Origin of the sequence: Dinghuibacter sp. (assembly GCF_035492835.1) — a bacterium.
Lineage (GTDB): Bacteria > Bacteroidota > Bacteroidia > Chitinophagales > Chitinophagaceae > Dinghuibacter.
The window spans coordinates 1-12,655 of record NZ_DATJIY010000250.1 but is presented as its reverse complement, the minus strand read 5'-3'; the positions used below and the strand labels follow the sequence as shown (position 1 = coordinate 12,655).

Below are 12,655 nucleotides of genomic sequence, written 5' to 3'. Positions count from 1 at the left end.
ACGGTGCTTATGGTGTCCCACGACCCCATGGACACGCTCCCGTGGGCGGACGAGATCAAGGTGATGCGCGCAGGCGACATCGTTCAAACCGCCACCCCCGTCGACGTATACCGGAAGCCGGTCGATACATACGTCGCCGGTCTATTCGGGGACTACAACCTTATCGGCGAACAGCGGCGGTTTGTACGGCCCGCGGACATCCGCATCGGCGAGGGTCCGGTCACCGGGGCCGTCATACGCGCGTCGTTCCTGGGAGACGTGTACGAGCTCGTTGTCGACACCTCCGCGGGGCCGGTCACCGCACATACACGCCGCAACGACCTGCACGTGGGCGACACCGTGAGCCTCGGGCTCCCCGACGGGCCCGGTTGGTTCATCTGAGCGGTGAGCTGGGCTGTCGCTTACTCCGAACGCAGGCTTTTCACCGGCTTCGCCAGCGCCGCCCGTATCGCGTGGGCGCTGACCGTCACCAAAGCGATGACCACGGCGATAATGCCCGCGAACCCGAACATCCACCACTGCAGGCCTACACGGTAAGTAAAACCCTGCAGCCAACGGCTCATGGCCCACCAGGAGATGGGTGTGGCGATGGCCAGCGCGATCGTCACCAGCTTCAAGAAGTCGCGCGTCAACAACAACGCGATACCCGAAACGCTGGCGCCGAGTACCTTCCGGATGCCGATTTCCTTTATGCGCTGTTCCGCGCTGAATGCGGCCAGTCCAAAGAGCCCCAGGCAGGAGATAAAGATGGCCATGAGCGTAAAGGAATCGAGGATACGCGCCAGCGTGATCTCGGTTTCGTACTGGCCCTGGACGACCTGGTCCATGAAGGTGTATTCAAAAGGAATACCCGGCAGATCGCGCTTCCAAATGGTTTCCATTTTCGCCAGCAGCGAGCCGTAGTCGGTGCTGGCGACGCTCACTACGACATAGGGGAGACTCGACCCCAGGTCCAACGTAGACCGCCCGTTCCCGTAAAATAGCATAAAGGTACCGATAGGATCGTGCAGGGAATTGTAGTTGAAGTCCTTGATGACGCCGACGATGTGCGCCTGCACATCGTCCCCCAGGATCAGGCGGTATCCCGGGGCGTTGGCGTTGGTCAATCCCAATTTATGGGCCAGGGTTTCGTTGATCAACACCGCTCCCGAGTCGGTCGTGTTGAAGTTACGGCCACCCAACAGCCGGATGCCCGTCGTTGGCAAAAATTGCTCGTCCGCAATCATAAACTTGGCGTCCTCGGCGGTCGCCAGCGTATGCCCCGGGAGCCACGCCGCGCGGTCGTTCGTGACAAAGGCGCCCGGATAGTTGTTGGCTCGCGAGACGCCGGACACCTCCGGCAGGTTCCGGATATCGCCCATAAAAGCAGGGATCCGCGTTTGCGTTTCTCCGGTGTGGAAGGTAAACACCAGCTTTTGTGCCGGACTGAAGCCGAGGTCCTTATGCCGGATGAAGGACAGCTGGCTGTACACCACGACAAGCCCGATGATGAGCACGATGGAGAGGACGAACTGGAAAACGACCAGGGACCGCCGGATACCCGCGGCGCTGATATGGTTCGTAAAATTTCCCTTGATGACCCTGATGGCCCTGAAGGCGGAAAGATAGAAAGCGGGATAGCTGCCCGAACCGATACCGGTGACGGCGATCATCCCGGCCAGGATCAGCCACACCCGGTAGTCGGAGAAGAGCGAGAACGCCACGTGACTGCCCGTGATCCCGTTGAGGTAAGGCAGCGCCAGGTACAACAGCGGCAGGGCGCCCAACACGCCGATGACCGAAATGACCAGCGACTCCGACAGGAATTGCCGGACGAGGTCGCCCCTTCCCGCGCCGATGACCTTACGGACGCCCACCTCCTTGGCGCGTTTGGAGGCCCTGGCAGTGGACAGGTTCATAAAATTTATACAGGCGACGAGCTGGATAAGACCGGCTATCGACAGCAAAAGGTACAAAAACGACGTACCGATGGGTTTGCTGTTTTCGGGACTGTACTCCGTGGATGTATGGATGTCCGTAACCGGTTGGAGGTGCTGGCTCTTGGACATCCCTTCCGCCTTAAGGTCCTTCCCCGCGTGCCGCTCGATAAAAGCGGGCATTTGCCGCTCGAGCGTTTGGGGGTCCGTACCCGGTTGCAGCCGGACATAGGAATAGACAAAGTGCTGCCCCGCCCACGTCTGGTTGTGTAAAATAAATTCGCCCAGACCGCCGCTGTTCATGTTGACAAAAAAATTGCCTTCGATGTGCGAAGGCCCGAGGCGCTCATCCACCACCGCGGTGACCGTGAAGTCGTGTTTGCCGAAGTTGTCAGCTATCCGGACGGTTTTGCCGATCGGATCCGTGCCGGGGTCGAACAGTTCGTCGGCGGTCCGCTTCATCAACACCATGGAATAAGGCGCGTCCAGCGCACCCACCGCCCGCCCGCGTACGAAGTGATAGCTGAATACGTCGAAAAATGTGGAATCCACCACCACTTCCCCGGTCTCGAAAAAGGTCTTGTCCTTATACGTCAGCTGATGCTCGGCTTCACTAAGCATGCCCGGATAGGCCACCCGGGTATATTGCGCCACCTGGCTGAAATCGGTCTTCAGCGCCGGAGCGGTGGGTGGGGAAGCGGTCGCGAACACTTTCTTTTCCCCCGAATGCATCAGCGTCGTAGTGACGCGATAGATGTCCCGGACGTCCTTGTGTTGCCGGTCATAGCCGAATTGGCCCGTCACATACAGGACGATGTACAGGCAACACAGCGTGCCCAGGGCAAGACCTACGATATTGATCACGCTGAACGTCCGGTTCTTGGACAGGAAGCGGAGCGTCGTCAGGAAGTAGTTTTTGAGCATATCCTTCCCAGCCGCTAAACCTATACCGATTTATAGTTCGCTATTATTCAATATTTTATCTTAATTTAGGTTGTTCGTTTTTGATACAACGGTTGTTCGCAAATGAAAACGATTGCCCTATTCCACGTCCTCGCCTTTTTTACCGCGCGCCACGACCAGGCGCACATCAGTTTTGTCCACGAAGCCAACCGGTGGTTCCCGGAAATGGCCCGTCTATATCACTTTACCTACGACTCCACGAACAACTGGAACGACCTCAACGATAGTACGCTTTCCCATTACCAGGTCGTCCTTTTCCTGGACGCGCGACCGGATTCACCCGCTGTCAGGGCCGCCTTCGAAAGGTACATGGAGCGCGGCGGCGCGTGGATGGGCTTTCACTTTGCAGCCTTTGCGCTGACCCCTTCCGACTACCCCGACGACTGGCCCTGGTACCACCACGTATTCCTGGGTTCGGGGTCCTATGTAAGCAATACCTGGCGGCCGGTCTCCGCGGTATTCCGGGTCGAAGACCCGAAGCACCCCGTTACCCGCGGCCTGCCACCCACCTTCCGGAGCGCGCCCAGCGAATGGTACCGCTGGTCCGGGGACCTCCGGCGCAACCCGGACATAGACATCCTGGTTTCCGTCGATTCGACGAGCTACCCGCTGGGAACGGGCCCCAAACCCTCCGAAATCTGGCACAGCGGCTCCTACCCCCTCGTTTGGACCAACCGCCGCTACCACATGGTCTACTGTAATTTCGGGCACAACGACATCGACTATGAGGGCCACACGAACGCCACCCTTTCCCAAACCTTTAGCAGCGCTCCCCAGGACAGCCTGGTGATGCACGCCCTGCAGTGGCTGGGTCGCCGCGGCGACCGTTAACGCGCCCGAAGCCCGCCCGCGCTGATCTCGCGCAAATTATGTACGTTTGTCGGAAGTTCTCATGAAGCTCCAGATCAATCATCAAAGCAAAATACCCCTCCACACCCAGGTGGAAGAGCTCCTCAGAAAGCTGATCGACGCTCCTGAATACCGGAACGGGACCTTCCTCCCGAAAGAAGTCGAGCTCGCCAACCGCCTGGGCGTATCCCGCAATACCATCCGACAGGCCACCAACAAGCTGGAATACGAGGGTCTCCTGACCCGGAAAAAGGGCGTGGGCACCAAGGTCGCCCAGCCAGCATTTTCCACGGGCCTGGATCATTGGTACAGCTTTACCGAGGAGATGCTCCAGCAGGGCGTACCGATCGAAAACATCGAGCTCCGCGTCGAAAAGATCAAGGCTGACGAAAAGATCGCCCGCTTCTTCAACATCCCCCTCCACCGAAACGTCATCCGGCTTTCCCGGCTGCGGGGCACCGCGGGCGAGCCCTTCGTATATTTTGAAAGTTTTTTCCACCCCCGGATCGGCCTTACTGAAGAGGAAGACTTCGGCGTCCCCCTCTACCGGCTCCTCGAAGAGAAATTCGGTGTAGTCGTTGTCCGCTCCAGCGAGCATATTAGCGCCCGCCTGGCCGGTCCCCTGGCCAAAAAACTCCAGGCCGACCCCCACGCCCCCATCCTCGTCCGCGAGCGCTACGTCTTCGACCCCGGCGACCGCGCGATCGAGTACAACATCGGGTACTACCGCTCCGATAAATTCACCTATTCCATCGACATCAAGAAGCCCTAGGTCCCGGCGCCGCCGAGTCCTCGGCGGCCTCGCGGTGCCGTTAGGCTCCGAATTCGGATTTTTCCCCGATCTTTATGTTCAGACATATCAACAAGCATGAAGATTGGAGTAGACATTGGCGGCTCCCACGTCACCGCCGCCTGGGTAAATGATTCGAACAGACAGGTACTGGAAGAAACCCTGACCCGCGCCCCGCTGGATGCCGCCGCTTCCCCCCGGGCCGTCATCGGCGCCTGGGCCGGCGCGATCCGTTCGACCCTGGAACGCCTCCCAGGCCAGACGCCGGAAGCCGTCGGCCTGGCTATGCCGGGTCCCTTCGACTATTCCCGCGGCATATCGCTGATCGAAGGCCTCCACAAATACGACCGCCTGCTGGGTCTCAACGTGCGCCAGGCCCTCACCGACGCGCTGGGCCTCCCCGTTTTTTTCGAAAACGACGCCTTTTGTTTTGGCCTCGGCGAAGCGCTCATCGGTAAAGCCGCCGGTCACCGCCGCGCCATCGCGCTCACCCTCGGCACCGGCCTGGGCTGCGCCTTCATCGAAGACGGCCGCATCCTTCGTTCCGGCTCCGGCGTCCCCCCCGGCGGCTTCCTCTACAACATGTCCTTCCGGGACGGCATAGCCGAAGACTATGTTTCCGCCCGCGGGCTCCAGGCGGCCTACGGTCCCGCTTCCCCAGGCGTCCGCGCCCTCGCCGACCTCGCCCGCAAGGGCGACCCCTCCGCCAAGGCGGCTTTCGCCGCATTCGGCCGCGCCCTCGGCGAAGTCCTCGCCCCCTGGGTCAACAGCTTCCAATCCGAGATCGTCATACTCGGCGGCAGCATCACCCACGCCGCCGACCTTTTCCTGCCAACCGTACAACTAACTGCTCCCATTGCCTGCTCCGATCGCATGGAGCTGTCGTCGATAGCCGGCGCCGCCTCGATCGCGATACCGCAAAAGGATAACGGCCCCTGGCGAAAAACGACCCAGCCCCTGCTCCCCATAACCATCGAAAGGGAACGAACGAGCGCCTACGACCGCTTCCCCTTTCATGCGCTGGAAAACGGGCGTATCCACCGCGGCTACGAAACCCTCGCCGCCTGGATCGCCCAACACCCCAAAGTGCGCATCGACGGTTACGCCGGCGTCGACTGGGACGCCCTGCGCACGCACCTTACAAAAGCGCTGCAGGGGCGATACCTGTGGTATGAAACGGTCTTCAGGACCGAAGAAGACATTCGCGCGATGACGGCCGGCGACATGGGCGAACCCGGCTCCGTCTGGGGGAAAATCACCGAAAGACGCCTCGACGACTTCATCGACCTGCATACGCTCCGCTTGACCGAACCCGACGGCCCCTCCATCCTGCTTGGCCCGGGTGCCGCGCTTGCGCCCTGGGAGGACGCCCCTGTCATCTACATCGACCTCCCCAAAAACGAGATCCAGTATCGCATGCGCGCCGGGAGCACGACAAACCTCGGGATGACCGCCCCCGAGGCCCCCACGGAAATGTACAAACGTTATTATTTCATCGACTGGGTCGTGCTCAACCATCATCGGGAAAAGATTAAGGACAACATAGCCATCGTAGCCGACGGCCAATGGAAAGACGACATCACCTGGACGACAGCCGAAGCGCTGTCAAAAGGACTGCACGACATGGCCCGCGATCAAATCCGCGTACGCCCCTGGTTCGAAGCCGGCGCGTGGGGCGGCCAGTGGCTCAAAGCCCATATCCCAGGTCTCCCGAAAGAGGAGGTCAACTACGCCTGGTCCTTCGAACTGATCGTCCCCGAGAACGGCCTGGTGTTCGAAAGCGAAGGCAACCTCCTGGAGGTGGCCTTCGATTGGCTGATGGAGCAGGAATCAAAAGCGGTATTGGGGCGCGACGCGCAGCGGTTCAATACCGAATTCCCCATCCGCTTCGACTTCCTTGACACATTCGACGGGGGGAACCTTTCCATCCAGTGCCACCCCTATCTGGCTTATATCCGCGAGCACTTCGGGGAGCGCATCACCCAGGACGAAACCTATTACATCCTCGACTGCGCCCCGGATGCCGGCGTCTACCTGGGGTTCCAGGAAGACATCGAGGCCGGCGCCTTCAGACAGGCCCTGGAGCAAAGCCAGTCGGAAGAGACGCCCGTGGACATCGAACGGTTCGTCCAGCGGCACGCCGCCAGCAAGCACGACCTTTTTCTCATTCCGCACGGCACCATCCACAGCTCCGGGAAGAACAACCTCGTCCTCGAGATCAGCGCCACGCCGTACATATACACCTTCAAAATGTACGACTGGCTGCGCCTGGACCTCAACGGCGAACCCCGCCCCATCAATATCGCCCACGCCTTCAACAACCTCGACTTCAGCCGGAAGGGGGACCAGGTCGCGCGGGAGCTGATCTCCCAACCGCGAACCCTCTCCGAAGGCCTGGTTCACCTGCCCACACACCCCGATCACTTCTACGACGTACACCGGCTGGAGTTCAGCGGTACCGTCACGGTGGACACCGAAGACGGTTGTCATGTCCTCATGGTTGTGGAGGGCAAGGGTGTGTCCGTGGAGACACCCGGCGGCCGGAAGTACTATCCCTACGCCGAGACCTTCGTCATCCCCGCGGCCGCCAGGCAGTATACGCTCGAAGCGCAGGGCCCCGTAAAAGTGGTGAAGGCCTTCATCAAGCGCTAGCGGCGCAGCGCCCGGCGACCCGCGGTGTGGCCCGGCGATTTTAAAGTCCCTTTCGTCGACTATTCCGCAACTCCCGCAGTAGCGTGTACATCTTTGAGCCAACAAATGCTCCAAGTTATGAAACATGCTATGTTCTGCCTATGCGCCATCACTGTACTTGCCGCCTGCTCCAAAGGCTCTTCGTCCACCGGCAGCAGCCAGCCCAAAACCGCAACCGTCACGACCATAGCCGGCTCGGGCTCCGCCGGCTCGGGGGATGGGACGGGCTCCTCGGCCACCTTCTACCAACCGCTGGGTCTGGCCATGGACGCGGCCGGCAACCTCTACGTGGCCGACGACAACAACAACTGTATACGGAAGGTAACCCCGGACGGGGTAGTTACGACGTTTGCCGGCAGCAGCGCCCATGCAGGACACCTGGACGGGCAGGGTACGGCCGCGCAGTTATACGGACCTGCGGGGCTGACCATAGACAAAGCGGGTAACCTGTATGTGTCGGAATGGGCCAACGCCGACATCCGTAAGATCTCGCCCTCGGGAGCCGTGACGACACTGGCCGGCGGGACCCAGGGTTACCAGGATGGGACCGGTTCTTCCGCCCAATTTGACTATCCGTACGGGTTGGGCATCGACAACGACGGCAACGTCATCGTAGCGGACTCGTACAACCAGCGTATCCGGAAGGTCACCCCCGGCGGTGTGGTAACGACGGTTGCCGGTAGCGGCGCCACGGGGCCGGGCAACGGCAGTTATACCGATGGCCCGGTTGCTTCGTCGACGTTTCAGTCGCCCTTTGGGCTGTACGTGGACGCGTCGGGCAACATCTATGTCGCTGACGAGGGCAACAACGTTATCCGGGTCATCAGCGGCGGCAGCGTATCGACCGTGGCCGGCAGCGGTTCTATCGGCTATCAGGACGGCCCGGTCGCCAGCGCCGAATTCGCGGCCCCGCATGGGGTAGTCGTCGACGGCCAGGGTAATATTTTTGTATCCGATCACACCGACATACGCGAGGTCAGCCACGGCTCGGTGACGACGGTCGCCGGCAGCCCGACGGGCGCTTCCGGTTTTGCCGACGGGGTGGGCACAGCCGCCTTGTTCAACGGGCCTGCTGGCATCGTCCTGGATCCTTCCGGCAACCTGTACGTCATCGATGAGTTCAACAATGCGCTTCGGAAAATCACCTTCAAGTGAGCCGAATGGGCGCCGCGTCTCGCGGCGCCCATAACCCGCAAATGAGCCGCACCGGTTCCGGGATTTTGGCTACATTGCCACCATGTCTATCCTTCGGAAACTCGTCTTGCTGGCAACGCTCGCCGCCCCCGGCGCCCACGCCCAATCCTCCCTCGAGCCGTGGGGCAACCTCTCCGGTATCCGCGTCCAGGGCCAGCTCGTCCCCTTCACGACCAGTCTCCGCGTCGTCTCTGGCGACGGTACGCGCATCGTGAGCACCGCCAGGGAAAGACAAAAGCCCCGCTACGAACGCAGGGATGGCCGCCAGTACGTGACGACGCGCATCGACAGCCTTTATTTCACCGAAACGGCGGAAGACCTGGAAGAAGGCCACTCCCGGATATACATCACCTGTTACGCCGCTGCCGACCAGCACCTGGAAGGCATTTACTTCTCCCTCCAGGTGCCCGCGGACAGCAAAAATGCCGATACCATCCGCTACGAAGCCGGCGCGCTCGGCGCCCGGACGCTGGCCGCCGGTACGCCGATACAGATCAACCTCCCGATCCACCAGGGCGACGCCGCGCTCGGCGACAGTATCAAAGCGACCATCGACCTGTACGTCAAAACGACGATCGATCGGACGCCCGTCCATCTAAAAGTCAATCCCGACCAGCCCGGCCGCGTATTCGACGGCGTGGGCGGCAACTTCCGGCTGCAGAACCCCAGGGACCCCAAGGTCATCGACTACAACCTGACCCACCTTCGCGTCGCCTGGGGCAGGGTAGAGCTGCCCTGGCGCTCCTGGCAACCAACACCGGACTCCACTCAGGTAAACGACCCTCACGTCCAGCAGTCGATGCGCATGGCCGCGGGGTTGGGCAAGCTGGGTATCCCCCTGATCCTTTCCGCATGGTTCCCGCCGGACTGGGCGATCATGGGCCCGTACAAGGCGCAGCCCGGCGTCGACGGCGTTTGGGGCAATGCCCTGAACCAGGACAAGATGCAGGACATCTACCGCTCCCTGGCCGACTACATCGTTTACCTGAGAGACGATCTCAGCACCGAGATAAAATTCTTTTCCTTCAACGAATCCGACATCGGCATCAACGTCCGTATGACGCCGCAACAGCACGACGCATTCATCAAGGGATTCGGAGCCTACTTAAAAGGTCGCGGCCTTAAGACAAAGCTCCTGTTGGGTGACAACTCGGACGCCACCACCTGGGCATTTATACAGCCCGCGTTGGAGGACACGGCGGCGCTGCCGTATATCGGCGCGGTTTCCTTCCACTCCTGGCGGGGTTGGGACACTGCTACGCTTCGGCACTGGGCCGACGCCGCCACCCGGCTGCACCTCCCGCTGATCGTCGCCGAAGGCAGTATCGACGCGGCTGCCTGGGCCTATCCGGCCGTTTTCGTGGAACCGACGTATGCCCTGAAAGAAATCGCGCTGTATACCCGGCTGATGGCGATCTGTCAACCCCTGAGCATCCTGCAGTGGCAGCTCACAAGAGACTATTCGCTGTTAACGGACAATGGAACGCCGACCCAACGCTTCTGGAACCTCCGTCAACTGGCAGCGGTCCCCGCCGGGCTCAATGCGATACCCATCAGCGCCGACCGGCCGGGCATTGCCTGCGCGGCCCTTGGCGCCAAAGGCAATATGGCCCTTCACGTCGTCAACGACGGCGCCACCCGCGAAGCCGTGATCGAGGGCCTGCCTGCCACCGTAAAGACGTTGCAGGTGTACGTTACCAATGCGCTAAAATCAATGGATGCCGCCGCGACCGTCAAAGTAGCAAACGGTAAGGCCAGCGTGACCCTGCCGGCCGGCAGTTTTGTAACGCTGGTTACGCCTCGTTTAATCCCAGCCCCTTGAGGATTTGCGGCGCGCATTTGTCTACGCGCGTGACCCGGGTCTGGGATTGTTTGGCCTGGCCGATGAAAATGATATAGGCTTTCTGGCGACCCGGCGTCAGCGTCTCGAAGGCCTTCTTTAACGCAGGCTTCCGCTCGAAAGCCTGTTTGAGCTCTGGTGGGATGGCCGGGGCCGCCTTTTTGACAACCGGGTCCTTTATCCCCGCTTTCTCCACCTCGATCGCCTGGTAGATATAGGACTTTATAGCCGCCTTTTGCGCCACGATCTCCGCAACGCTGTTAAAGCGGAGCTGGCGACCCACCACCGTATTCTCGCCCGTGAGCACCAGGAGCCCATGGACATCCGACAGTAAATTTCCCTTGAAAAACAACAGCGCGCAATACGCCTTGAACCCCTGTATGACGACGACGTTTTTCCCTTCGAAAGCATAGCAGGGTTTCCCCCACTTCAGCTCCTCGGTGAGCCCGCAATCGAGCGCGATCGCCCGCAATGCCGCCATTTCTTTTGGCCACTGCTGGGCCCGCTCGAGAAAGGCGTCGACTTTTGGATTCATTTCAATTTTTTTACAACGTTTTCTAAACGGTCGTGCGCCATCCCGACGCCTTGGGCAAGCCCATATTGCATCACCTGGTCGCGCAGGGCCGCCGATTCATAGATGACGTGCATGTGCAGCTTGCTGGTGTCGCCGGTCAGCGCTTCAAAGGTATAGATTTCAAGCTGGACGCCTACCGGGGCGTTCTCCATTTCGAAAGTGCGGATGATCTTCTTGTCGGGGATCACTTCATGGAAAACCCCGCTGGCGGCAAATAACACCTTACCCTGGACGTCCGCGGTCTCGAAATGATAGCTGCCATGTTTTTTACCCTCGAGCCGGAGGACCTTCGTTCCCATCCATTGCCCGACCAGGTCGCCATCGACGTGGGCCCTGAACAGCAGGTCTACCGGCAGGTCGAACTCCCGGGTGATGACATAGTCCTGCTTTCCATCTTCGGCGTTGATTTTCGTTTTTTTCTCCATGGGAGGCTATTTTTTTGATTTATAGTTACTCATGAGGTTTTCCAGCTTGTTGAACCGGTCTTCCCACATCTGGCGGAAGTGTTCGATGAAGTCGTCTACTTCTTTCATTTTGATGGCATTTATGTGATAGTGGATTTCCCGTCCGTTTTGTTGTTGCGTCAGCAGCTCGCATTCGGTGAGGATTTGCAGGTGCTTGGATACCGTCGGCCTGGCGGTGTCGAAGTTGGCGGCAATGGCACCGGCCGTCATGGATTGGGAAGCGACCAGCAGGAGGATGGCCCTCCGGGTCGGGTCGGCGATGGCCTGGAAAACGTCCCTTCTCAGGTTCATTGTGAAGCTATTTGACTACAAATATATGCGTAGTTATTTGACTTCGCAAACTTTTTTGGCGCCCCGCGCCCTGTGCCTCGCAATTTTTTTGACCCCGGCGCCCCCCGGCGAAAAATTCCCGGGTTTTTTCTGTAACCTTTATTCCCTTCTGGGGTATTCCTATCAAGCAACACAAAAAAATGCTGCCGGCCGAACTAACAGACGAAAAAATAATGTTACGGGTCAAGGAGGGGCATCTCTCGGAACTCACGGAGCTGTTCGACCGCTATCATTTGAAGCTGTTCAACTTCTTTTGGAAGCTGACCTTCGACAAGCCGGTCAGCGAGGACCTGACGCAGACGCTGTTCTACAGGGTCATGAAATACCGGTTGTCGTTCAGCGCGGAACAGGGAACCTTCCGGAGCTGGGTATACCGCATGGCCCGGAACATCCACGTGGATTTCTGTAACGAGCAGGCGAAGCGGCCGGACCGGTACAGGACGCCCGAGGAACAGTTGGAAAGGATTGCCGGCAAGGACGAGCGGTACAACGAGGACCACCTGATAAAACTGGACGCGGCCCTGCTGCGGCTCGACCCGGAGCAGCGGGAGTTGATCGTGCTCAGCCGGTTCCAGGGATTGAAGTACGACGAGATTTCACAGATAAAAGACATTTCGGTGCCGGCCATCAAGGTACGGGTGCACCGGGCGATCAAGGAATTGAGACAAATCTATTTCACATGACATGTGCAGAAGTGCAGGCGCTATTGCCCGATTTGGTCGATGGGACGCTGGACGCCTTCCTGGCGTCGGACGTGGAACGTCATATGCTGACCTGTCCCGACTGTAGCCGGGAGGTGAACGAACTCAGAGAGCTTTTTACAGCCATGGAAAATAGCCGGCCGGTTCGACCCTCCATAGCGCTCCGGGACAATTTTTTGAAAATGGTGGAGGAGGAAACCGCAGCGCAGGAGGCGTCGAAGCGCCGGGCCGGTGGCCAGGTGGTACGCATGAGCTGGTTTTCCGCCCTTGGCAAAACGGCGGTGGCCGCGGCTATCCTCCTGGTGGGCATGCTGATCGGGTACCGGCTCCATACCGGTCCGGA

Annotated in this window: 12 protein-coding genes; 8 read left to right on the top strand and 4 right to left on the bottom strand. The window is 59.9% G+C overall.

Annotated elements, in window-relative coordinates:
* The coding region (locus tag VL547_RS22435) for a TOBE domain-containing protein (RefSeq protein ID WP_325582190.1) at nt 1–381 on the top strand (381 nt) is incomplete at its 5' end.
* Between the two features lie 20 nt (nt 382–401).
* On the opposite strand, the gene VL547_RS22430 is transcribed toward VL547_RS22435, so the two are convergent.
* Nucleotides 402–2,840, bottom strand: coding sequence for an ABC transporter permease (locus VL547_RS22430; RefSeq protein WP_325582188.1), 2,439 nt, complete (start codon nt 2,838–2,840; stop codon nt 402–404).
* A 102-nt stretch (nt 2,841–2,942) separates the two neighbouring features.
* On the opposite strand from VL547_RS22430, the gene VL547_RS22425 reads away from it, so the two are divergent.
* From VL547_RS22425 to VL547_RS22405, 5 genes are all read left to right on the top strand, one after another.
* Nucleotides 2,943–3,710 (top strand): ThuA domain-containing protein, encoded by a 768-nt coding sequence (locus VL547_RS22425; RefSeq protein WP_325582185.1) that lies wholly within the window; start codon nt 2,943–2,945, stop codon nt 3,708–3,710.
* Nucleotides 3,711–3,756: 46 nt separating this feature from the next.
* Nucleotides 3,757–4,500 carry a GntR family transcriptional regulator gene (locus tag VL547_RS22420; protein WP_325582183.1) on the top strand — a complete coding sequence of 248 codons (744 nt, stop codon included), beginning with the start codon at nt 3,757–3,759 and terminating at the stop codon, nt 4,498–4,500.
* A 96-nt stretch (nt 4,501–4,596) separates the two neighbouring features.
* Nucleotides 4,597–7,170, top strand: a complete 2,574-nt coding sequence (locus VL547_RS22415; protein WP_325582181.1) for an ROK family protein — start codon at nt 4,597–4,599, stop codon at nt 7,168–7,170.
* Between the two features lie 117 nt (nt 7,171–7,287).
* Complete coding sequence (locus VL547_RS22410) at nt 7,288–8,364, top strand: NHL repeat-containing protein (RefSeq protein ID WP_325582179.1); 1,077 nt, start codon at nt 7,288–7,290, stop codon at nt 8,362–8,364.
* Between the two features lie 82 nt (nt 8,365–8,446).
* Nucleotides 8,447–10,225, top strand: a complete 1,779-nt coding sequence (locus VL547_RS22405; RefSeq protein ID WP_325582177.1) for a hypothetical protein — start codon at nt 8,447–8,449, stop codon at nt 10,223–10,225.
* On the opposite strand, the gene VL547_RS22400 is transcribed toward VL547_RS22405, so the two are convergent.
* The 3 genes from VL547_RS22400 to VL547_RS22390 are packed head-to-tail and all read right to left on the bottom strand — an operon-like array spanning nt 10,197 to nt 11,572.
* Entirely contained in the window at nt 10,197–10,778 is a 582-nt protein-coding gene (locus VL547_RS22400; RefSeq protein ID WP_325582175.1) for a YdeI/OmpD-associated family protein, read from the bottom strand. The genes VL547_RS22405 and VL547_RS22400 overlap by 29 nt on opposite strands.
* Nucleotides 10,775–11,242 carry an SRPBCC domain-containing protein gene (locus VL547_RS22395; RefSeq protein ID WP_325582172.1) on the bottom strand — a complete coding sequence of 156 codons (468 nt, stop codon included), beginning with the start codon at nt 11,240–11,242 and terminating at the stop codon, nt 10,775–10,777. The genes VL547_RS22400 and VL547_RS22395 overlap by 4 nt, the downstream gene beginning before the upstream one ends.
* Before the next feature lie 6 nt (nt 11,243–11,248).
* Nucleotides 11,249–11,572 carry a metalloregulator ArsR/SmtB family transcription factor gene (locus VL547_RS22390; protein ID WP_325582170.1) on the bottom strand — a complete coding sequence of 108 codons (324 nt, stop codon included), beginning with the start codon at nt 11,570–11,572 and terminating at the stop codon, nt 11,249–11,251.
* 212 nt (nt 11,573–11,784) lie between these two features.
* Between VL547_RS22390 and VL547_RS22385 the strand changes: the two genes are divergently transcribed.
* A complete protein-coding gene (locus VL547_RS22385; RefSeq protein WP_325582168.1) occupies nt 11,785–12,294 on the top strand; it encodes an RNA polymerase sigma factor in 510 nt (169 codons plus the stop codon).
* A partial coding sequence (locus tag VL547_RS22380) for a zf-HC2 domain-containing protein (RefSeq protein ID WP_325582166.1) occupies nt 12,291–12,655 on the top strand: 365 nt, incomplete at its 3' end. The genes VL547_RS22385 and VL547_RS22380, both read left to right, overlap by 4 nt.

Bases quoted from the DNA above. Each gene is read 5' to 3' on its own strand.
- VL547_RS22430 (WP_325582188.1), bottom strand. From the start codon at position 2,840: ATGCTCAAAAACTACTTCCTGACGACGCTCCGCTTCCTGTCCAAGAAC.
- VL547_RS22425 (WP_325582185.1), top strand. From the start codon at position 2,943: ATGAAAACGATTGCCCTATTCCACGTCCTCGCCTTTTTTACCGCGCGC.
- VL547_RS22415 (WP_325582181.1), top strand. From the start codon at position 4,597: ATGAAGATTGGAGTAGACATTGGCGGCTCCCACGTCACCGCCGCCTGG.
- VL547_RS22410 (WP_325582179.1), top strand. From the start codon at position 7,288: ATGAAACATGCTATGTTCTGCCTATGCGCCATCACTGTACTTGCCGCC.
- VL547_RS22405 (WP_325582177.1), top strand. From the start codon at position 8,447: ATGTCTATCCTTCGGAAACTCGTCTTGCTGGCAACGCTCGCCGCCCCC.
- VL547_RS22400 (WP_325582175.1), bottom strand. From the start codon at position 10,778: ATGAATCCAAAAGTCGACGCCTTTCTCGAGCGGGCCCAGCAGTGGCCA.
- VL547_RS22395 (WP_325582172.1), bottom strand. From the start codon at position 11,242: ATGGAGAAAAAAACGAAAATCAACGCCGAAGATGGAAAGCAGGACTAT.
- VL547_RS22390 (WP_325582170.1), bottom strand. From the start codon at position 11,572: ATGAACCTGAGAAGGGACGTTTTCCAGGCCATCGCCGACCCGACCCGG.
- VL547_RS22385 (WP_325582168.1), top strand. From the start codon at position 11,785: ATGTTACGGGTCAAGGAGGGGCATCTCTCGGAACTCACGGAGCTGTTC.